Source organism: Aliivibrio sp. A6, assembly GCF_028765505.1.
In the GTDB taxonomy this organism is placed as follows: domain Bacteria; phylum Pseudomonadota; class Gammaproteobacteria; order Enterobacterales; family Vibrionaceae; genus Aliivibrio; species Aliivibrio finisterrensis_A.
In genome coordinates this window covers 1-24,064 of the sequence record NZ_JARACR010000001.1, presented here as the reverse complement: position 1 = coordinate 24,064, position 24,064 = coordinate 1, and the positions used below count along the sequence as shown (strand labels likewise).

Below are 24,064 nucleotides of genomic sequence, written 5' to 3'. Positions count from 1 at the left end.
AATATTAAAAATTTGATTTGACGTATTCTATGATTATTGTTTTTCATCAGTAAATAGACAAAAAACCTTGTATGAAGCCAATTTTTTTGAAGTGTTAAAAATCCCCATAATAAATCAAATGGATCTAAATATTAGCAAGATGGAAAATAAAATAAAATATTTATCTTGCTTTTTTGTCTTTATTTTGGTTGTCAAATTATAGGTGTTAATATTCGACTTTAATAACATAGGGATATGATAAATTTCTCAAATTAACATTCTGTGGTTGTTTTGATTACATTTAAGTAACGGGTGGAAGTGAAGAGGTTTTGAGTCTGTAAATGATTATCAATTAGTTAATAATGATGATTAATGAAAGGACGGATGAGTGTAGTTACATTAATCGAATTTGCATGCGTAGCATGCTTTTTAACTAGCTCTTCGAGCTAGAATATCAATTGATGACTTATGTACAATGACATTAAGTGTCCTTTAATTATTAGTATTTATATATGAGAGAAATAATTAAGGGACACTCTGATTGAAAAAGATGAACTTGGTTCTGTAAGTTATAAGGAAAAGGAATTAGTTATGAATAGCAATATCGATAGAGATGTAAGAGAGTGTTTGTACAAATTATTTAATGATGAAGCACTTTGCAATGAATGGCTTTCTACTCCAAAACAGCCTTTAAATGGCTTAACACCGCTAGAAGTACTGAAGCTAAAAGATGGTAAGAATAGGGTGTTAGAGATGATTGAGCGAATTGAGTTAGGTGATTTTTCGTGATGTTGTGAGAATTATTATTGAATAAATAGTGGAAGTGCCACTTTTGCAAGTGAGTACTTCCTTCTTGTTAAAGGGCAGAAAATGATGGAATAATACAGAAGGTATTATATAGAAAGACTGCTATGATTAATTGCACTCATGACCACATTTAGCGCATACAAATAATCTTCCAAGCTTTTTGGGTTTACCTATAATGAAACATTTTTTGCAAATTACAGCTTCACCATATGATTTATGTGATACGACTTTGGTCGACAACTGTTTATGTCTATGGTTTTTTTCTTTGTATTGTGTTGGTGTTTTAAAATTAGGGTATGATTGTTGATATTTCTCAAACCTTTTTTGTTCATCATATACATTTTGTTCTTGTAAACGTAGGGCTTCACGTGCAATACGTTCAGCTTCTAATTTTTCAGATTTGATCCTAATTCGCTCATTTTGAATTTGCTTAATTACATCATTTTTAAGCTTTCCTGTATCGATGTAAAATATTTTTTTATTTTCTTCATCAAAATTTAAAATTGAAAAATCGACAAATTCAGATGTCCATGAATAGCCAATATCTAAATTTTCTGTCATGTATGGTTTTCTATAATAGCACTTTAGAATAAGGGAATTACGTTTTTCAGATTCATAAAGAGCCTCTTGATTAAATACAAAAATATTAGCTTTATTGGCATAAGCAATGTCGAGCGTTGTAAATTTTTTTTGATCAAAAGAAAGAAAAATCCACGTTATATAGGCATCATTTTGTTTATAAAATTCTTCTCGATGGATTATTACATCAAGAAATGTTGTTGATATTTGTAATTCGAAAACAACGTCTCTTTTATCCGATGCTAATTTTGCTGATATATCTGGTCTACGCCATTGTTTAGCTATACCAACAGGGTGTTTCTCTCGAAATGTTTTTTCTATACTTACGTTATTTTCAAAGAGGGGATCTTGGATAAGTAGTTGTGAAATTTTTTCCTTATTTTCTCTATGTAAACGTCCTTCTTTTTGTCCATTATATTGCATCGCACGAATTTCTTCTTGCGTTAAGTTGGTCGTAGTTTTTACTGGGCAATCTTCAGAATCTTTTACATGAGCAAAAAAAGTAGTCCTGTGTGTATTTGCTCGAAGTACAACGGGCTGAAAACAAACACTACACAGTGCAATTGGTTGAGTCTTTCTATGCTTCTCTATCTCCGTTCGGAGTAGAAAAAACTCTTCTTCTTCACAGTTATCTAAAAAATCGTTTGTATCGATTTCTTTGTCTTGTTCTGTCATGAAAACAGAAGTCATATTTCTTGAACTAGTAGTCATAATTGCAGCTTACACAAAATTATTTCCTCAATTATGCATAAATTAAATACTGGTTAAATATACAAGGTTTAAATATTTATGGTATATCACGAAATTCTATGTGATTAGGGGGGGAATATCGACAATTGAATATTTAAAGTCGCATAATTTATAGAGTTACCTTGAGTTGTTTATTAAAATTCAGGAAAATGAAATAAAAGCAAGAGTTTACCTAGGCTTTAAGTGATATCTTGCGACAATTATGAAAGCTGCTTCATTAGAGGCTAGGTTGTGGTGAGTACCTTGGGTACTAAATCTCGATTAGAAGTGGTTTTTTTGTGACGAATCAACAATAAGAAAAATATGAATATAAAATATTGGGATGGCGGGCTTGAACGCCATGAAATCGATGCGATAAAAAAGATTGAAAATGTACTGACTAATTCTATTTGTCACAAAGTACAAGATAAGAATAAAAATCAAAAGCTTAATTCTTCTAAAGTGCTGAAGAAATCCTTTAATGAGGGGTGGAAAGGATATGCTGGCTTTCGTTTTATCAATAAAAATAAACAGGGGGAGATCGATTTATTAATTGTAACTCACTGTAATATTCTTATTGTTGAACTTAAACATTGGAATGGTAAGCCGATTACTTCAAATCGAGGGAAATGGTTTTGGGGTAATGAGGATCGAGGGAAATCTCCTGTAGAGGTGACTCGTAATAAAGAGTTTTTACTTAAAAATTTACTCAAGCCCTTTGCTAAAAAATTTAAAAATGAAGGTCGTGTTCCTCATGTCCATTTTTTAGTGGTAATGAGTGGGGATAGTGATTTTTCTGGTATCAATGTAAGTGACTTGGCTCATACTATAACGTTAAAAGAATTTTCTCAATTATGTGTGGATGAGCATAAGTTTAATAAGCGTTTTACTCCGCATCCCAACGCAAAAGTACTACTTCAAGATATTCCGCTTTTAGAAAAGAGTTTATTGCTTAATGATCAAAAAGTAGAAGCAAGACCCTTATCTGTTGATGGTTGGTTAGGGCAAGAACAAATTTTTGAACATCCTAATCAAGTGTATAAAGAATACTTTGCTCAAAGTGTGGCTGATAAAAACGATCGTGCAATCATTCGAAGTTGGGACTTTGACAAGCTTTCAAATTATGATGCAAAGACTCCAGATGGACGTATAAAAATAGCCTCTCGTGAACGAGAAGTCCTTACTAAGATAAGAAGAGAAAATAGAAGGTTATATGAGCATTGCGTTTCATCTCTAACAATACCTACTAAAGATAAGATAACTTCACAATATAATGAAGTGGTAGAGTTACCTCATGGGCATGAGCGGTTAAATGATTTTATAGCTACGTATGGTGGAAATTTATCAATTGATGAGCGAATAAACTTAGTTAAAGTATTAGTGGCTCGTTTTGCAGATTTACACCAATTACAGCTTGCGCATCGAGATATCGGTAAACATAGTATTTGGTTAAGTACTGGGCAGCGCGTTGCTCTATCTAATTTTATCTCTGCATTTGATCGTAAGAAAGAAACTGTGGGTAATATTCGTGATGAATTGTCTGTATATAACCAAACAACACCTTCATTATCACCATATCAAAATGATGTTTCTCGTCTTGCTGTTATTGCATGGGCAATTATTAAAGCAAAACGTTTAACGCCAGTATTTGAAAAAGAGCTGTTAAATCAAATTTCACAATGCACTGAATGGTATGGTGATACGTTATTAAATGCATTTAAGGGTGAAGGTTTTAATAATGCTAGTGATCTTTTAGATGCTCTGGCAAAGCAAGAACCAAGTAAAGAAGAAGCATTTAGTTTTTCAACTAAAGAACTAGAACGATTTGTTAGGCCAAGTAAAATTGGACGATTGCACCCTGAAGTCGAGTTCATTTCTGAATCTGATTTAAAGGAGGTCTATAGATCTGATAATGGTGTCGTGAAAGTTTGGAATAATATAAATCCTACAGAGATTAATACAGGACTTGGACTGCGCACATTGTCTTTTTTAGAGCGTGTAGAAAAGTTACAAAGTCTTAACTTAAGCTTCATTCCTACGATTGCAGATTATGGTATTACAGCAAGAGATTGTTCTTTGTATTTGGTGAGTGAGTGGATTGAGGGTGAGCCTTTAGATCCTTATCGAATGCGTAATCGTAGACATGATATTATAAACAGTTTAGTTGCACATATTGAACATATGCATTCATTAGGTTTCGCTCATGGGGATTTAAAGCCTGAAAATATTCTGGTAGATAAGCATTGCGATGTTTTTATTATTGATGTTTTAGATTTCCATCATGATGCAGAAGAGTTATTTAATACTGAATATAGTCCTGTAGATGCCCCTAATTGCTCTGCCTTTGTTCGTGATAACTATGCAGTGATGAAAGTAAGTTCTGAGTTGTTAGGTATTGATTGGGGCTTTGAAAGCTTGCACTTTGAAGCGATTAGTAAGGCTATTATTCATGAACTTGAAGATGTTGACTTTGGTTTTAGAGAATTAACTCGTTTTAAAGATGCGGTATTAAACCCTGAAAAAATATTGCAGCCATCAGTTGAAATTATTGATATCGAAATTGGTGGGGCTAAAGATGGTTTTGAACCCCTGATTGTATATCCAGATAACGGTAAGCTATATGTATCAATAGAAGAAAGCTCTAACAATGCTTCTGGCTTAGTTATGAGTGTTTATGGCTTAGGTGGATTTTTTAGGCTTTTCTTCAACCAAGTTAGTTTTGCATTTGAACATGGTCTAGCTCCTAAAAAAAGAGATAGCATTTTTCCTCGAGATATTGAAAAGGCTGCCTTAGAGCTTCCTTTTGCTATTCGTGTTTCTCAAGGTCGAGCAAGTAACTTAGAGGCGCTCAATAGACGGGTTCGACAAATTTATAGTTTTGAAAATGCAATTAAACAATTTCAGTTAAAGCAGAGAAAAATAGAGCCACTATTAATAGATAAAACTGTTGATATTGTTAACGTTGAGTTGAATGTTAAGCCAATATCCACAAGAGAGCTTTGGCAAGCGATTCTAAAGACAGAAACAGAATCTCATCCTTATGTGGAGCTTACAGGAGAGCCGAGTGCATATAAAGATAATAAAGATATTCTTATATTATCATATGAAGCTGAAAAAGATCCTTTAGATGGATTTACGGCTAAAGATCAGGTTGAAGCTATTATCGTAGATGGTGAAGAGGATTACTTTATTGGTGAAGTAAATTTATCGGCTTCAGGATTAAATAGAGTTAATTTATCGCGTTTTTCCTCCAGAGCGAATAAATTGAAGGAGGAAGATATTATTTTCTTTCGTAGTAAAGCTGATAAATCCTCTTTTAATAAGCGAAAAAATGCTTTAACTCGTATTCTTGATAAAGACTCTGTTATTGAAAATTTATCTGATTATTTTGAACCTGATTGTGGGTTATTACCTATAGATTATGATTTAACTGTTACTGATGAAGATTTTGAACGTTATGATCGAGAAGATGATAACGGTAATGTTATTAAGCTCAATGATAAGCAACGTGTTGCATTTCAAAAACTTTTAAAATACGGTCCGTTATCAATGCTTCAGGGACCTCCTGGTACGGGTAAGACAGAATTTATTGCTGCTTTCGTTCATTATTTGATTGAAAAGCAAGGTGCCGAGCGCATCTTATTGGTAAGTCAATCGCATGAAGCGGTAAATACTGCTGCGGAAAGAATTCGTAAACATTGTGATCGTTTAAAAACAGATCTAGATGTGGTGCGTTTTAGTCGGAGTGAGTCAACTATTTCTCATTCTTTGCGCGATGCTTATTCTAATAATATTGTCAGCCAAAAAGTAGAGCAATTTGAAACGCAATTGAAGTATAGAGTGTTGAATTTAGCTAAATCGTTAAAGGCACCAACTGATTATTTAGAAGCTTATTTAATTTTAGATAAGCAAATACTTTCACATATAGCTAATCAAAAAAATGCACTGATAGCAATTGATGATAAAGAATTGCTCACCAAGCAGAAGAAAGTGCTGAAAAAAGAAATTGGTGAGAGAAAATCATTAATTAATAGTCGATTGCCCCAAAAAATACGTAGTAATAAAGATTGGCATGATAATTTAGATGAGGTTTGTATCGACTTAGTTGAAGGTTTAAACCATGAATATGCTATCGAAGAAAATACGTTTAGTTTAGTCCAACGAATAGTGGCCTTGTCGAAGGATATGATACGAATTATGCAATCAGGTAATGCCAATATGGATGAGTTCTTGGCTCGTTCGAAGCAGCTGGTAGCTGGTACTTGTGTTGGTATAGGTAACTGGGATATTGATATTGCTAGTAATCAGTATGACTGGATTATTATTGATGAAGCCGCTCGTTCAATTGCAAGTGAGTTAGCAATTGCAATGCAGGTTGGTAAACGAGTCCTTTTGGTTGGTGATCATAAGCAGTTGCCACCTTTATATACTGATCCTCATAAAAAGGCTTTGGCGAGACATTTGGGTATTCAAACCTCAAACGATATTGATGAATTAATTGAAAGTGATTTTGCTCGAGCGTTTGAAAGTGAATATGGAGAACAGGTTGGGGCAAAGCTACTAGTACAATATCGGATGGCTCCAGCTATAGGCACTTTGGTCTCTAAGTGTTTCTATGATGGAGAGCTTGAAAATGGTGAACGAAATATCCCTGATATATATCGTGATGTACCTATGGCTATGAGTTCGACGACGACATGGCTTGATACTTCAAGCTTAGGAAAAAAAGCACATCATCAAAGTGGTTCAGGTCGAAGTATTTATAATGATGCTGAGGCTGATGCTATCGTTGATTTACTTAGACAAATTGATAAAGATGAAAGTTTTATAAATTCATTGTTTGAGCAGGTTAAAGACGGTGAAGCTGCTATTGGTGTTATTTGTATGTATGCTGAGCAGAAAAGAATTTTAAGACAGAAGGTTAAAAAAGCTTCTTTATCAGATGAGCTTATGAAACTTTTGAAAATTGATACTGTTGATAGTTATCAAGGCAAAGAAAATCGTGTCATTATTTTATCGGTTACACGTTCAGAACAAAAGCAATCCCCAGGCTTTTTAAAATTACCAAACCGAATCAATGTCGGTCTTTCAAGAGCTATGGATCGTTTGGTAATTGTTGGTGATAAAAGAATGTGGCAAGGAAAGAATAGTCAACTACCATTCGGTAAAGTAATTAAATTTATGGAAGAAAATACGAATGAAGATTTATATCGTTTTGTAGATGCTGTAACGAAAAAATTTAAAAAGGCGGTATAAATATTATGGAAAATACATCAATTCAATTTAATGAAGTAGATTATGTCGTTCCTACAGAGACATTTAGTGTTGAATATTCGTATTTAAGTAAACAGGGCTTTCCGTTTGTAAAAGAATTTCTTCTTAAAGTGCTTTATATTTCACCGCTTTCTAAATTTGAAATATCTTCGTTTTTTGGATTTAACCCACGTGAATTGGCAACGGCGATAGAAGAGCCTATAAGCAAAGGTGAAATAGTATATTCGGATGAAGGAAAGCTATGTCTAACAACATTAGCGAAAGGCTATTTTTCATCTTTAGATGATAAGCCAATGATTGAAAAACCGCAGTCAAGAACATCATCTGTTTCATTTGAGTTGGTTGGTTTTAATAAAGTTAAAAACCATCATGAAAATTGGCATACGGGTCTTCGGTTAGAGATTAATCATGAAGTACAAAGTTTAAGTGAACTGCATGCAAGAGCAATGTTTACTAAACATTTTCAACAGCTTGTAGAAAGAGGAGAGTTGGGTGTTATTAATACTCATGATAACTCGTTACCAAGCCTTTACTCTGTTGATAAAGTAACAAGAAAGAAAACAATTGCCCACAGAGTGAGACGTAAATTTGAGATAGATTTAGACAGCCGTGTTAAGCCGTTTTATGTAGATAAGATCTATGAAAATGATGAGGCAATAACGCAAGCTATTTCACAAGAAACTGACCACATAAGGTTAGGTTGTAATGTTGATAGTATTAGTGCTGCATGGGATGTTTTAGAAGATATGTCAGTTTCTCGTTTTATAAAAAATAAAAATATAGATTTTCGAGGTATGATTGCCGAAATGGCGGCGGGATCTTTTGATAAACCATATAATATTTTGGTTGGCCCGTTATATGGTAAACAGCCATGGAGTGCAATTGAGTCCTGTGTGAAAAAACTGAAACCACAGAATAAAACACAGAAACAAAGAACACTGTGCTGGATTGGGGCAAATACCCGTTATTGGGGAATGAGTGAAGGGTTTAATAAAGCAAAAGAAAGCTTGATTAATTACCAAACGAATAAGAAAAACACGCATTATGAGTTAAAGGTCTATTTACCATGTGATGAGCAGAGTGTTGAAAATCAAGCTGGTAAGATATGGAAGCATAAATTAGGCAATATGCTGTGTTGTGAAGGGATAAGAAACGGTTTATTTGATGGCAATGTTGAGGTTTTATTCTTAGAAAATGAATTTGCAGCTGTAAGTTATCATTTGTCATTGCCTGATCTTAGTCCTGTTCATATACCACTAGGTTTTTTTACAACAGATCAGAGATTAGTCGCTAAATTAGCTAAAGTTGCAAATGAGTTCCTGGATGGTTCGTCTGCATATGATAAGCCGAATTTAATCGGTAAATTATAATTATTGGATTTAGGTTGCAGTGTGTGAATATGAGGAACTTAATTGAATTTGCATGCGTAGCATGCTTTTTAACTAGCTCTTCGAGCTAGAATATCGATTGTTTTAATGGTTTCTTTGATATTTGGTGTCCTTTAATTCTTAGTTTTTATATACGAGAAAAATAATTAAGGGACACTTAGAAGATTGATTTTGCCATTGGGTTAATTAGTTGGTGTTAATTGTACCTCATTGTATCTATAACGTTATGGTTTGATTTTTAAGGTTTAATTATGGGTGTTTTAATATCAGGTTGTACATTGCAGGGCAAGAACTTCAATTCAGAATACAGATGCGTTATCGAACGTGACGCTGAAAAACTAGGCATAGAAGTTGACAGGGTTTATCCGTCGAATGATTGCAACGAATATCTTTCCATATCTTTTCAATCTTATTCAGATCTAAAACGTTATCTAGATTTTTTAAGTAGTGAAGTTGGAACAGTTGGCTTTGAACATCACTTCTTTAGCTCTGAAGGAGTAATCACTCACAATGAATGTGAGGATCTGTTAACTGCCTTTGATAAGAACGCGGATAAGACAGAAGCTATCACATGGAAGGAATTCGCTTTCTCGTATTACAGTGACTATGACGATAAAGAGGAGTTTTTCGATGGCCTTGAGCATATGACAATGCGTTCTTATCAGTCAGAGCAAGCATTAATGAATCGGCGATTTCGAGTATTGATTAAAATCGTGAGATTTGCGGTAAAAGAAAATGGATTCATTGATTATGGCTGAGATTTTTCGGTATATATGTAACTGAACCAGTATCGTTAATTTTTTAATCTACTGCATATAGCCTATTTACTTTAAAGACTTTATGCATTTTATCTTGTTGTAATTCATGATGCTATATACGGGAAGTACATTTTCTGATGCTTATAAATAACTTGCGATACTTTACCAACCTCAATTAATTAAGAACTTGTGAATGCTCAACAACTCGTTGAACTACTGTAAATTATAATAAAAACAAAGGTTAAGAGCGAGCTATGACGGCTCGCTTTTTGTTTTTGGGGCTTGTGATTGCAACAACTAACGTGGGTTTGACAGAAATGGGATTATACTCATTGCTTGATGGGTAAAAGGCACTAAAAATGTATTTGGAACCGCCGTATGCGACCCACGCTTGTACGGTGGCGTGAGAGGAGGGAGGCGGCGAGGCCTCCTCCTACTCGATTATATGTTGATTCAACCATCACTAACGATACTGTCTTCATATCCTATCAATGCTAGTTTACCCTACTAAAAGTTATCCGATTGACAGGTGTTAGGCGCAGAGGAAAAAATGAAACTAAAGCAGCATCATTAAGCGCGATGCTTTAAATCTTGGTTCTTTAACTGCTTTGGAAGCCACCTATATTTCGATTATCAACTCTATTGCAAACTGTTGGAAACATGAGTCAGAATGGGACTAGTAAAGTGATGGATGGAATTGTTTAACTATGTGACTAGGAGATATAATACTCCCAGCCAATATCATCTAGGATGCCACTAGCTAGATATTTTTGTTTATCTTTCTCGGAACCACAATTTAGAATAATGGAATACAGTTGATAAGGTTTGTAAAAGCTCGCCAGCGAGCAAAAGAGACGCTGCTCTTTAATGTAATGCTTCGCGGTGCAGATAATGATTGGTCAAAGGATTATAGAAAGACCTTCGGCAACATTCTTAATGATGTGGGATTTAAAGCAGGACAACGAGCAACCGCCTATTCATTCCGTCATACCTTTATTGATGAGTTAAAACGTGCGAATGTTCGAAGAGCATGTGGTTTCTGACATTGTAGGCCATAAGCATCAAAACATGACCTACGGAAGATATGGTAAACGATTGGAGCCAGAGCTGTTTGTAGAGGCCGTAAATCTATTTCGTTTAGACGACATAGCTATCACCTTAAGTGCATAGATGGCATTGGGGACAACTCGAAATAGGCGTTCACTGAAAGTGTGACGACAATGTAACCCGCTGCGCTATCGTTACACTTTTGCTTCGTAAAAGATGCACGATAGCTGCGGGCAAGAGGTAATCCTCTTGACTCCTAGCCCACCAAGGTGGGCATTTCGTAGAGCGTTTCTGCCCCTTAAATGAATTACTCACTTTCGTCATTATCATCTCTGTAAAACACATATTTAATGATATATCCCATTAAATACAACTTATACTCAAATTACATATACATTTAGTTAAAACACCTATTATTTCAGATAATTTGAAAATGAAAGCTAGAATATAATTGACCAATAACCATAAACTATAAAGGGTCAATATGGCGGTAACGATAAGTGCAAATGGACTCAGCATTGTTCACAAAAATTCTGATGGTAAAGCAAACGCAACACTCCCTGATGTCTGTTTAACAACCGTAGGGAACGCTGTTGTTCCTATTCCTTATGGCAACTCAGCTAAATCGGCTGACTTGGCTAACGGGAGTAAAACTGTTACCGCTGATGGAGGAAACAGTATTGCGATAAAAGGCTGTTCATTCTCAAAGAGTACAGGTGACTCAGGTGGTGATAAGAAAGGTATTGCATCAGGTACGATTGAAGGGGAAGCGAAATTTATTACTTCTTCTCCGACAGTTAGAATTGAAGGTAAAGGAGTGTGTCGCCTTTCTGACCAAATGACAATGAACAAAGCTAATACAATGTGTCTGGGCGGAATAGATCAAGATTCTGTCAACGTATCTACAAAAGAAGAAGGTGATTATACAATAGACATACATTGTTCTTACCCTCGTGATGGAAAACCATTTTCTAATGCGCCTTTTAAGCTAATCAGTAACGATGGTGTGATTATTCATGAGGGTAAACTTGATGCAAAAGGAAAATGTACGGTATCTTCATTGGCAAATGACTATTGTCATGTTCACTTTGACGAAAGTGAAGCGGATTATGCACTTGTAAACCGCAGAAAGAAGAACAATCGTTATAATTCAGCGCTCGATGATGCCGTATTCTTTGATAAATTAGTTAATCATGAAAGGGCATTCTGGTTACTATCTACAAATACCTCTAGGAATAATATTTGGGGTATTATGGGCTCTAAGTTATTGAGCGATAAATATTTTATTCAAATTTTAGAACTCGAAATTCAATCTCATTTTGAATTAGCAATCAATGCAAAAGAAAGTCAGATAATGGCTCAGTTATTTATTAATGCACTTTCTCCTGAGGCAGGCTCGGAGCAAAGAGTAATTGATAATTTATTAATTGCGGCCTCGCCTCCAACGTATCAACTTGGGGCTATTATCGCGTTATTTATTCAATACCCAGAGAAGCAGTCTTACCATAACCTGTTAGCCAGATTGCGTGATTTAGGCAGAGGCAATCCAAAGGCATTTATTGATAATTTTGATTGGGTGTCATCAAAACAGCAAATAGCCACAGCGCTTGACTCACTCCTTTCAAAGCTTATCAACCGAATTGAGTTTCTTAAAACACAAGCTGACTTAAAACGTTATGCTCCTCTGGTTTATATATTTAATTCACATATAAGTCAGCTAAAAACCTTCAAGCGTACACTGACAGATGATATCACCACGTGTTTTAAGCACACGAAAGATAAAATAAATCAAATATCTACAGACAGTGATGATGTATTTGCCGTTAAAACAGATAAAGTTGGGCATTCAATTGAAGCCAATGCCTTTGTTCATGTCGTACACGCATTAAATGAAACTCCTGAACCACTTATTTTGCAATTAAACTATGATGACCTGGAGAAAACCCCAGCGTCCAATATTCCGTTTAAAGTCATTTTTTCTAATGAGCAAGTCTTTGAAGGGGTATTAAATCCAAATGGCTATGCGCAAGTATGGGGAGGACCGAAATTAACGGCGCACATTGAATTTGGTGATAAAGATAAAGCACAAGAGGCAAAAGATAAGTTGCCAGATAGCTATAAAGCGCTTGATGTTGCACTGGATAAAATTGCCAAAGAAACAGCTGTAACATTACTTGATAATGCGAATGAAAAACCCGCGTCAGCGCTCATTGTCGCCCAATTTAAAGTGCTAGTTGATGAACACCTTGCTGAACTCAATATACAAAAAGAAAATTTTAATAACTTAAGCTTTCTCGAACAATCATGGCAACAAAGTCAACATGCATTCTCTGGTATAAAAACTGGTATAACGGAATATGTTCCTGATTTGGGTGAGTTCGGAGAGTTAATGACATTAGCAAATATCGACATTACCAGTTTAGTGAATGCTATCGCATTTGGGGAAGTTGATGAGTTAGAAAAGAGTTTCAAAGACTGGAAACAACGTAATCAAGAGCAGCTCAGTGAAGCGTCAGAATCGATGGAAATGTTGATATTAATTGTATCAGACCCTGAAGCTCGACAGATTTTGGCGAGTTTACCTAAAAAAATCCTTGAAGCGATGCCTGCGGATAAAGTGACTGAAGTATTAGCCTCACAAGTTAGCCAAGCTGGTGTTGATTCTGTTGTTATTACGGGGAGCACGGCGGCAGGGGCATTTGCAGGCGGTGTCGGCGCACCAATAATGGCTGCAATTACTGTAGCGGCTACCACGGGTAGAAAAACAGGAAAACTACTGGAAGAAACCATTAATATTATCAGTGATATTGGCAAGTTAAATAAAGATAAATTTAATACACATGATAAAGTTCAGCATCAAGAAAAGAGTGAAACTAAGCTCCCGAAAACGTGCCCTATTTGTAATGATGTGAGTTGCAAAAATAAAACAAAACCGACATTAGGTAAAGGAGAAAATACCCGTAAAAACTCAGCTCTTTATGCTGGCATTCGTAAAAAAGTATCAGGTTATCCAAAAACTCACATATGGTATACAGGCGATCGATCACTGGAAGTTCACCATGTCATCCCCTGTGAATCGGTTGAAGATAAAATATGGAGAAAGATGTTCAATCAATTCAGCTATAACATCAATGGCCCTCACAACAGCGTAGTGTTACCTGCACAAGCCATACTTGCTTGCGAACTCAATGTTCAGAGGCACAAAGGTAGCCATGATCAAGGAATGGCATTAAATATAGATGAGCGTGTTTTATCTGCACTGAATAAACATGAGAAAGAAAAAAACAATGAAAAAATACTGGTATTTCAAGATACGCTTTTTGCTAAGAATAATGGGAATGATTTTCGCTACCCTAAAGCAGCGACAAAACTAATTAAGAAAGTTAAAGATTCAGTTGAGAAAGGTAATTTATGTAAATATGCCGATAACTCTAAAAAAATGAAATCTGAATTTGAAAAGCAAATGACAGAGCACAGCAAAAAAATATTAGGGTATATCGATAGTTTTGAGTGGACAATTGCTTGGGACAGCCGTGATTATAAACCAAGCAGTAAATTGGGTTGTTGTGGCAATGAAGGTATTGAAGCTAAGCGAGAAAATAATAACAGGGCATTAGAGTGCCCAGACGAAAGAAATCATGAGTTAGGTAAAGGTAAATTTAATAGTAAATTGGAACTAGGAAAATAAAATGAAATACGATGATGAATATTATGTATTAACAGAGCAAGGTGCGTCGGGGCAGTACATGCTTGGACAGATTGATGGCAGTGATGATGGATTAGAAAGACTACTTTCACAGCGTTCGATAAAGAGATTAGTCAGAGGTTCAGGTAAAGTACGCGTCAATCAAGGCGACAAAGCTCTTTTTAGCCCTTGTGACTATCATGATACAGGAGATGATTTAGTTTCTGAAAAGTTTAAGCAAGTGATAGAAACCTTTAAACCTCAAAATGTCGATTTTTATCAAGCGGATATCATTAATGGTGATCAAGTGTGGAGTGAGCATTATTTCATGCACATCTGGAATCATTATCGAGTTATGCATCAAGGTCGTTCTAAAATTGATGGAACTTATGTGGATGATGATTTCATATTAGAATCGTTCTCATTGGATGAAAACTTGTTGGACAAAATCCCTCTTCAAGAGCGATTAATATTTAGGTTATCAGAAGATCCACAATTTCTTTTCCATGAAACCGTGGTAGCCGCATTAAAAGCAGCGAATTTAACGGGGGTTGGTTTTAAAAAAGTGAAAGACTGGGGAATAAGCAGTGGGTTTGATGATGATTTTTACGCTGATTTGTAGGTTATGGTTGAGCTCTAAGATATAGGGCTCTCATTTTTATGCTTATCTCGTCATCCGAATTAGATAAAACGTCTAACTGCGCTTTATCTAATTCGACATAACAAAACAGAGTGCATATTCTAGTAAGATTTCGTGCAAAAGTTAGTTAGAAACGTTTGTTCCGAACAAACAAACTTACTGAACATTGACCGATGTACCATCAAACATATAATACAAACAATCCGCAGATCCACTAATTTACATATAGCACCGCAAACATCAGATAAATAATCGGATTTCCTTGACGGTTAAATTTATTTTTGAGAAAGATAGCTAACTAACTGTAATTACAGCGCTTTTATTTGGTAGGTGTAGCATTTAGCTACCTAATCCCTATAAACCGTAAAGAGACAGCATTAATGAATAAAGGAATATGCAAAAATAAAAAGCAGCACAAAAGTTTATTAAAGAGACTCAGAATTAATTTGCAATACTTTACCTACCCCAACCAATGAAGAATTTGTGATAGCTCAACAGTCTGTTGAATTACTATAAATTATAATAAAAACATAGATTTAAAAGCGAGCTATGATGGCTCGCTTTTTTTGTTTCTGGGGTTTGTGATTGCATATACATACAAAAGAAACACTTGCAGATAATTAATGCTAAATTTCACATCCTATTGATTTTATTGTTGATAAGTTCTCCCGAACCTTATAAATAAAAAATCACTCATCTTCCAACAATCTCTTTCATTTAAAGTGTGAACTCTCTCGGGTCGATTTGATTTTTAAGTCTTAAAATGTGTGATTTTATTGTGTCTTATTTCTCACCTATATAGAGTTTTCTCATCTCGATTTTACAAGAAACCTTACTTGTTGGTTTTTCGTAAGCAATCAGCCAGTCAAAGTAAATGCTAAATACACATAAGGAAGAGTATTGAATGAGTACTGCCAACAAAGCCGCTATGTGCGCATCAACCCGTGACATAAAAAGTCCTGTTGGCTTATGCCCCTTTCAGCGTAGTGATATTGGCATTATTCCCGTTCGTTATGCCTTGGACGATATGAATGAACAAGGGGTGCAAATGCATCCACTTCCAAGCACTGATACGCAATGGAAAGGCCGATTTACGCCTAAGCAGCGTCAGTATACGTTAAGACAACTCCGTGATGGTTGGTTGTATGTGTATGATGAAACGGATAAAACGTTTCATGAATATCAAATTGAAGGGTATGAGTTTACTAAAATTGAGTGGTCAAACGATGAAGCCGATAAGCCCGCTAATGAACGAGGTAGCAAAGGTGAAACGAAGAGTTGTTTAGTGTACCCAGCTAAGAATACGATCTATATGGCATTTGCCCATCAACGTTGGACATGGCGATTGTGTGAGCATATGCGCTCCCATGAAACTAATCGCTCATTATGGATACGTAAGGTTAATCTAAAACAATTTAACTCGGCCTTGGCTCACTCTCATGCAGGACTTTCTTCTAAGCTTGGTCACTATGCAGCAGATATTGGCGTAAATGGTGCTCCAACAGGGATGTTTGACTCGACTTGCACACCATTAACTTCAACTGAAGCTCAAACTCAAACTGACAGCTTTAAACATGTAGCAGATAAGTCAGGGTGTTGGGATGTCGATTATCGAGTCGATCTACCAGCCCAAGATTGTGGGATGTTTATTGCGCTAGATGATCCGTTAGCAGATGTATCCGATTTATTCTTACTACTTGCAGAAGAAATCACACTACGCAGCGCAATACACAAAGATGAAGATAATATCCATAAACTGCAAATGGCTGAGATTACCCGTAATCTGGGTCGAGTAAGGCTAAAGCCTGAGGATCTACCTGAGCAAATTAGCGATGATCCAGTGAAGGTATTGGAATTTGAACGCCAGTTAACCGAATATCTAGCCATTCAGTCTCTGGCAGATAAAGAGTCTGCGGCTTTAGAGTCAAATCCAAGCATTGGTAATACCCCATTTACTCCACTTCAAGAAGAAGCGTTAGAGAAACACTCTGAACTAAAAGAGAAGTACGATTTTACGCCCAGTGATGAGCAGAAAACCGCTTGGGAAAAGAATACTCTCTTCAGTGATGAGGTTAATTGGAGTGAGTTAGATGAGTTTCTTACTCAACACTACACCCAACTTAAAGATCAAGATAAGCGTATTGCCATGCTCTATCAAGATTTTATGGAGGCGTTTGAGCAATTAGGAACGGATCCATTAGTCATTGGTATTGATAATCAAGATGAAGACCACCTCACTTATTTATTAAGTGTAATCAGCCAATATTTACAGGTAATCAAACAAGCGGTGAATACCGAGAAGGAGTACGCCACTCTAGAAAGTGCACTTTCCCTCGATTCGCCAAAAACACTGTTTGCATTAGCGTCATTGGGATTTTCAAACGACCACTTACAAGCACTTAATGATCATGTGGAAGAGTTGAGTAATCACCTTATTTCAACCAATAGTTCAGGTGATATGGGGGCATTATCGGGAGCGATAGCGAGTTGGGGAGGCTTTACTGATGATATTCGAATTCAAGATAATAAATGGTTTAAAGCATTAGCTGAGCCTGTTCAGTTAAGTTTCCTTGCTCTGCAAAATGCAGTAACAGGCCAAGCTAAAGAGAGTTGGAGAGGGATAGCGAATTTACTGTTTCCACATCAAATGAACACAGCAACAACGCCTCAGGGGATGGTCAGTAATTTAAGGTTGGTCATATTAGAAGCCTTGGTTAACCCCGAGGCAATAGTGATACATAACCCAGATTACCCTGCACACTTTGCCGCGTGGCAGCGAAAGATGAATGCAGAAATGATGATCATTCGTCAAATTAGTCAGCCACCATCAGGGCAACCGACACCAAAAAACCATCAAATACAAACCATGCGCAGCGCTCAACAAAGAATGCAAAAGTTATTGAGTAGCGAAATTCCAGTGATGGTGATGCTTAAATATGAAGCCGTCAATAATGCCGCCAAGCAAATGCTCAATGAAGCAATAGAGCGCAGTTGGCAGCAAGGTAAAGATATTACTCAAGCATCGTGGAATAAAATGGGTAAGATGGGAGGGGTTGTCGCCATCCTTAACCTTTGGAATACGGCTGCAGTGCTTAAAAATATCCACCATAAAGCAGAGCAATATCCTGAAAGTAATGTATGGACCAACCCAGCGGTTAGAGAAGCAACCTATGCGACGAGTTATGCGGTATCAGCAGTCACCGCAGTTTGGAGAGATGTAGCGTGGAGCAAGATGGCGACTAACCAATCTTTGCTTTCAGAGTCACTGAAAATAGCATTGCGAAGTAGTACTCATTCATACGAACTTAGACAAAGTTTAGCCACCTTTGCCAAAACAACCGCTGCGGTATCTTTATTTGGTTTAATCGCGACAGCATTAGAGACGTGGGAGAGCTATGATAAATTTAAAGATACGAGTCATTCACCGATGGAACGGTTTGGATATGGACTGAAAGGGATATCGACTTTTTCTCAAACGGTTGTATATTTCTTCCAGTTTGGAGCAAACGTCTTTAGTCGATTTGGGGTATTCTCTACTAGTATCGGTGCTATTATCGCGCCTTGGATGTTGACCACATTTATGGTTAGTTCAATTCTCTTTTTTATCTCGATTATAATTATCAATGCCTTTAAGCGCTCCGAATTAGAAAAATGGCTATTACATTCCACATGGGGGAAAGCTTCAAAGCAATGGGAAGTCGTTGATGAGTTGACCCGATTGGAGCAGATTATTCATAAGCCTCAAGTAAGGCTCAACAAAGTATTTTCTAGCTCTCCTTCTAAAGCAATATACGGTTCCGTTGCGGGGCAACAATGGCAATTAGAGATATATTTACCCATGTACACAAAAGGTAAATCTATTGGTTTACAAGTTACGCGCACACCAATGCAAAATAAGTACAGCTATGTGACATCTTCACCAAAACCTACGGTAGTCGTAAACGAACAAAATGGTGTTTGGAGTAAAGATGAAACGGGAAATCCAGTCTATCGTTTAGATTTAGCTGGTACAACCAAAGATAGTATTACGGTCTTTATTAGCCTGCCTTTTAACTGGCAAGCATCAGAGCATGAAAAGTTAGGCTATATTGCTTCAGGTAATAGCCAAGGTGAGCTTGTTATATCACCTGCATTTAAAGAATCTTCCATTAGAACAATTAATGTGGATGTGAACTAAATGAATGCAGGTGAACAAAAAAAACGGCTAAGAGATCAACTTTACAAAGCGAATACAATTTATTCTTGGGAGTATCAGGGCGCGGGTCAAAAATACACTAATTTAGCATACTGGATTTTGTCAATATTTTCAGGAGGAATACCATTATTGTTTCTTTGGTCGGTTACTGACATGACAGTAGACTCACCTGTTTTTTTGGGGCTCTTTATTTTATCAACGACACTGGTGTTTATAGGGAGATATTTATTTGCACCAGATAAACATCGTTGTTATCACCTAACATCAATGGGTATTCATTACACTGAACAAGACATGATCCCTGAAGTGGCTTATAAAATTGCGCGAGGCTTTGCTTGGGTTGGCATTGTGGTCTGTATTATCGTAGCCTTTATGTTTGGTCCTTTGGCTTTTGTTGGAGCAGGGGCCTTTGCACTCATGTCATTTGGGATGACAAATTTCCAGTCAACTATACAAGAGCATGAAGTTTTTTTTTCTGATAGGCCAATTTTATTTAATCTAGTTAACGATACTATGTTCAGAGTAGACAGTTATACGGCTCCTGATTATTGTTGTCGTCGAGACTTTTACGTACCTTCTTTAGAGCAAAAGAAACAAATTATAACAGCGATTCAAAATAGCCAAAAAAATATAGAGTACGTAGAGTTAGCTAAGTTAAATGATATGTTTAAGCATCCTATTTTCATTCAAGATTAGAATGAAACAATCGAAATTAATGTGCCTATTAAATTTAGGTGGTACAACCAAAGATAGTATTACGGTCTTCATTAGCCTGCCTTTTAACTGGCAAGCATCAGAGCATGAAAAGTTAGGCTATATTGCTTCAGGTAGTAGCCAAGGTGAGCTTGATATATTGCCAGCACGGAAAGATAACGTCATCCGCACTATTAAAGTTGAGGTGAATGATGAGTTCTAAAGATCAAATAATTAAATTAAAAGAAGAGTTGTATAGTGCAGAGATTATTTATGCATGGGATTATGAAGGGGCTGGATTAAAATATAATAATCTATTTAACTGGGGGTATTCGGTATTTATTGGTTTACTTATCTTGTTATTTCTTTGGTCTGTTTCTGAAGATATAACCTTAAATTCATATTCTTTTTGGGCGATATTTACTTTCCTGACTATGATGGTATTGATTTCAAGATATCTTTTTACACCAGATAAACATCGTTGTTACCACCTAACATCAATGGGTATTCATTACACTGAACAAGACATGATCCCAGAGATGGCTTATAAAATTGCGCGAGGCTTTGCTTGGATTGGCATTGTGGTCTGTATTATCATTGCCTTTATATTTGGCCCTTTGGCTTTTGTTGGGGCAGGGGCTTTTGCGCTCATATCATTTGGGATGACAAATTTCCAGCCAACCGTAGATAAGAGCCATATATTTATTGATGAACGCAGTGTTGTTTTTCACATAATTAATGATGGTGTGGTGTCATTAGCGATCCCTGAAAAAGGTGCGTATGGGTATATAGGCGATATATATACTCAGACCCTCGAACAAAAAGCGGAATTGTTATCCCATTTAAAATTACTTTTCCCAGAAATGGAAATAGTCAAAATAAAAAGATTAAATGACCAATATAAACATCCTGTTTATCAGCAAGATGAAATTGCAGAATGATTTATTGAACCTAGATGTCTGAACACTGAAATGTATAGCATCATAAATTAGGAGTATTTAAGGTGCAATACTAATGGATTGCCAACCAACAAAGAATTTGTGATCGCTCAGCAGTCTGTTGAGTTGCTGTAAATTATAATAAAAACATAGAGTTAAAAGTGAGCTATGATGGCTCGCTTTTTTTGTTTCTGGGGCTTGTGATTGCATATAGACACAAAGACAATGTAAATTGTCAAAAGAAAAAGATTAAATAAAAGCGATAACCTCATGATATAACAAAAAATTATCAAAATAATAAATATTGATAATTTCATATTATCCAATGCTTTTACTATTATTACCTCATCGAAACGAACAACGAATTATAAAACTGAATTTGAGGTAAATTATGAAAATGAATCACGTAGGCATCATGGTTGGCGATATGGACAAAGCGGTTGAGTTTTACACAAAAGCGCTTGGTCTTGAAGTGGTAATGGGTAACACAAAAGTTGAAGAAGAGCGTGAAACTGCCATTGGTAGAATGTGTATCGCTGTATTTGGTGAAGGGTTTAAAGGTTTCAATATTGCGCACTTATTAACAAAAGACGGTATTGGTTTTGAGTTATTTGAAATGAAAGAGCGTCAAGAACGTCATGAAGTGGATTTCTCTCGAATCGGTATTTTCCATTTCTGTCTTCAAACAGATGATTTTCACGGTGTGATCGCTCGTACTGAAGAATTTGGAGGGAAGGTTCGCATGGATATTATGCGTTACCACCCAGAAGATGATAACAACACATCACAAATGGTATATTTAGAAGACCCGTTTGGCAACCTATTTGAATTGTATTCTCATACCTATAAAGAAACGTATTCTGCTGAGTACGAATAAAAATAAGATGATTAAGGCTTAGACTTCGGTTTAGGCCTTTTTAGTCAAAATCACAGCGCTGCCTATTTATTGACTATATTTACTCCTTACCATGTTAATAACCACATGATGGATAATACTAAGTGTATTTTAAGCGCTGAGCTGATATATTTGTGTTAACATCAGTTGTTTATATCTTATATAAGATAATAGCATTTTCAGCGTGAAGTAAATGCCACTATCACAGCAACCAATAAGCAACATCAATTAACATTAAATTATATATTAAGGATGGTTTTTAACATGCTTTCTTTCACCCTGTTTAAACAAAAAAAAATGGATGAAGAAAAAATACAAGGATTAGAAAGTACAATAGAACAACTGCAAGCTCATATTATAGAGCAAGAAATGAAATGCAGTGAAAAAAAGCGACTATTAGAACAAACTGATAAGCAGTTAAAAATACAACATACATTCTCAGATAGCTTATTACAGACCATATCGCCAATTGAAAGTATTCGAACCAATATGGCGACTTCTACTGAGAAATTAAAAGAATATTTAGAGCAGCATGTACAAGAAAATCGAGATGGTATATCAGTATTAACAGAATTTAGAAATATATTAAGTGAATTAATGACTGAAGTAACGAACAGTGGTAATTCTCTTGATGTATTAAAAATAAACGCGACTGATATTAGTCAGTTTGTCATTACGATTAATTCAGTATCAGATCAAACCAACTTACTTGCATTAAATGCTGCGATAGAAGCGGCTAGAGCCGGTGAACATGGCCGAGGCTTTGCGGTTGTCGCTGATGAAGTTAGAAAACTAGCACAGAACGCCAGTGTTGCAGCAAGTCAAATTCAATTGGAAGTAAGTAATATTACAGATAATACATTACGCTGTGACCAAAGTGCGACATTAATTGAGAAAAACTGTACTGCATTGAGTGAGAAAATTGGTGAACTTGTAGGTATCGTAACCTCGCTAGTGAATAAATCTCAGCAGCTGTATTCATTGGTTGAATCTATTTATTCTTCTATTTTCTTAAGATTAGTTCAATTAGATCATGTGGTATGGAAGGCAAATATATATCAACGAGTGCATAAGCATGATTTTAATGACTCAGGAGTGGCAGATCACCATCAGTGTCGTTTAGGTAAATGGTATTATGCAGGGCGTGGTAAGCAATTATTTTCTAATTGTATCTCTTATAAAGAGCTTGAAACACCGCATGCCAGTGTACATAGTGAAGGTCGTTTAGCACTTCAAGCTTTTAATAATGGCGATAATGATAAAGGTATGCATCATTTAGCCTTAATGGAAAATGCCGCAGAGAAAGTTATTGATTTGCTGGATAAGATAGAAGATGAAATTCATTTATTATCAAAATAGTAAGATTTTCATGGCGTAATTGCTCGGATTGAGAAGTTTGGTGGTAACGTGTATGGATATTATGCGTTATTCCCTTGAAGATGATTAAGGCCTAGACTTCGGTTTAGGCTTTTTTGTTGACATGCAATTTAATCGTACAATAAATAACCAATCATAAAGCCGTTGAATAATGCTATTAATTTGTTATCATTAGAGGATTCACCTTTATAATGTTGATTTTTATCTTTTTATAGCTATGTGTATCATCTATCATTAAGTTAAATTCTCTATATATTTAAAGGGTATTCTTTATTTGTTAAATAGTGATGACGCATGTTAGGTAAATTGTTGTTTTTTGTTTTACTTCTTGTTTCTATTCTTATTTCTGAGATTATTGTTCTAAATATTAATAAGGCTGAAAATGAAAGGCGTATTTCTCATTCTGTCATAGCAATCAATGATCTTGTTGAATCGGTATTTAATGATGCCGTTATTGCTGTTGATGTATTAAAAGAAATTGTAAAGATCTCTGACCAAAAAACGCTATCACTAGAAAAATTTAATCAAATCAGTGCATCTTTACTATCTGAATATCATAATGTGGATGCCACTTTATTATTACCTAATGGGATAGTCTCTTATGTATACCCTTATGAAGAAAATAAGCTAGCACTCGGGCATGATATTTTAAATGATGAAAACCGAAGGAAAGGAGGGTTGGAGTCAATAAAAAATAATGATGTAAGAGTGATAGGCCCTGTCACATTGATCCAAAATGGAAAACAAGCATTTATCGTAAGAAAAGCTATTTTAAGTAACAATACCTTTTTAGGTTTTACCTCATTAGTGGTGCATTTATCGTCTATTTCAGAACTTATAAAACAAGAACTCATCAGAGAAGAAATGAATAACTATAAAATAACAGGTTATAATCCAGATTCCGGTATCGCTGAGGAAAAATTGGTTCTATCTAAAGGTGATATTAATAATAATGATGCTGTTAAAGGTATTATTAATATATTTAATGTTCATTGGGAGTTGTCATTAGCATCGTATCAACCAAGCCTAAAAATTAAAGCAGTTATTTTTGTATGTGTTTTTTTCACCTTATGTATGATG

Annotated in this window: 15 protein-coding genes; 14 read left to right on the top strand and 1 reads right to left on the bottom strand. The window is 35.7% G+C overall.

All coding sequences use genetic code 11. The annotated features are described in order from the left end of the window. Positions 1–570: 570 nt before the first annotated feature. Positions 571–768 carry an MbcA/ParS/Xre antitoxin family protein gene (locus tag PVK70_RS00075; RefSeq protein ID WP_130049392.1) on the top strand — a complete coding sequence of 66 codons (198 nt, stop codon included), beginning with the start codon at positions 571–573 and terminating at the stop codon, positions 766–768. A 126-nt stretch (positions 769–894) separates the two neighbouring features. On the opposite strand, the gene PVK70_RS00070 is transcribed toward PVK70_RS00075, so the two are convergent. Further along, on the bottom strand, positions 895–2,076 hold the full coding sequence (locus PVK70_RS00070) for a DUF6035 family protein (RefSeq protein WP_130049391.1): 1,182 nt from the start codon (positions 2,074–2,076) through the stop codon (positions 895–897). Positions 2,077–2,418: 342 nt separating this feature from the next. On the opposite strand from PVK70_RS00070, the gene PVK70_RS00065 reads away from it, so the two are divergent. The 13 genes from PVK70_RS00065 to PVK70_RS00005 all read left to right on the top strand — a co-directional run. Next, positions 2,419–7,350, top strand: coding sequence for an AAA domain-containing protein (locus tag PVK70_RS00065; RefSeq protein ID WP_130049413.1), 4,932 nt, complete (start codon positions 2,419–2,421; stop codon positions 7,348–7,350). Positions 7,351–7,355: 5 nt separating this feature from the next. Continuing rightward, positions 7,356–8,738, top strand: a complete 1,383-nt coding sequence (locus PVK70_RS00060; protein ID WP_130066624.1) for a hypothetical protein — start codon at positions 7,356–7,358, stop codon at positions 8,736–8,738. A gap of 269 nt (positions 8,739–9,007) precedes the next feature. After that, a complete protein-coding gene (locus tag PVK70_RS00055; RefSeq protein WP_130049501.1) occupies positions 9,008–9,514 on the top strand; it encodes a hypothetical protein in 507 nt (168 codons plus the stop codon). An 815-nt stretch (positions 9,515–10,329) separates the two neighbouring features. Continuing rightward, positions 10,330–10,557 carry a hypothetical protein gene (locus PVK70_RS19075; RefSeq protein ID WP_422836548.1) on the top strand — a complete coding sequence of 76 codons (228 nt, stop codon included), beginning with the start codon at positions 10,330–10,332 and terminating at the stop codon, positions 10,555–10,557. 488 nt (positions 10,558–11,045) lie between these two features. Then, complete coding sequence (locus PVK70_RS00045; RefSeq protein ID WP_130049353.1) at positions 11,046–14,249, top strand: PAAR-like domain-containing protein; 3,204 nt, start codon at positions 11,046–11,048, stop codon at positions 14,247–14,249. Position 14,250: 1 nt separating this feature from the next. After that, positions 14,251–14,868, top strand: a complete 618-nt coding sequence (locus PVK70_RS00040) for an imm11 family protein (RefSeq protein ID WP_130049352.1) — start codon at positions 14,251–14,253, stop codon at positions 14,866–14,868. A gap of 922 nt (positions 14,869–15,790) precedes the next feature. Continuing rightward, positions 15,791–19,063, top strand: coding sequence for a T6SS effector BTH_I2691 family protein (locus PVK70_RS00035; RefSeq protein ID WP_130049351.1), 3,273 nt, complete (start codon positions 15,791–15,793; stop codon positions 19,061–19,063). Further along, positions 19,064–19,777, top strand: a complete 714-nt coding sequence (locus tag PVK70_RS00030; protein WP_130049350.1) for a hypothetical protein — start codon at positions 19,064–19,066, stop codon at positions 19,775–19,777. It begins immediately after the preceding gene. A 1-nt stretch (position 19,778) separates the two neighbouring features. Next, positions 19,779–19,997, top strand: coding sequence for a hypothetical protein (locus PVK70_RS00025; protein WP_130049349.1), 219 nt, complete (start codon positions 19,779–19,781; stop codon positions 19,995–19,997). Further along, a complete protein-coding gene (locus PVK70_RS00020) occupies positions 19,984–20,715 on the top strand; it encodes a hypothetical protein (RefSeq protein WP_130049348.1) in 732 nt (243 codons plus the stop codon). Before PVK70_RS00025 ends, PVK70_RS00020 begins: the two co-directional genes overlap by 14 nt. 388 nt (positions 20,716–21,103) lie before the next feature. Next, entirely contained in the window at positions 21,104–21,589 is a 486-nt protein-coding gene (locus PVK70_RS00015; RefSeq protein WP_005423180.1) for a VOC family protein, read from the top strand. A gap of 282 nt (positions 21,590–21,871) precedes the next feature. After that, positions 21,872–22,966 carry a methyl-accepting chemotaxis protein gene (locus tag PVK70_RS00010; RefSeq protein WP_130049347.1) on the top strand — a complete coding sequence of 365 codons (1,095 nt, stop codon included), beginning with the start codon at positions 21,872–21,874 and terminating at the stop codon, positions 22,964–22,966. A gap of 312 nt (positions 22,967–23,278) precedes the next feature. Next, positions 23,279–24,064: CHASE domain-containing protein (locus PVK70_RS00005; RefSeq protein WP_274441240.1), on the top strand; the 786-nt coding region annotated here is incomplete at its 3' end.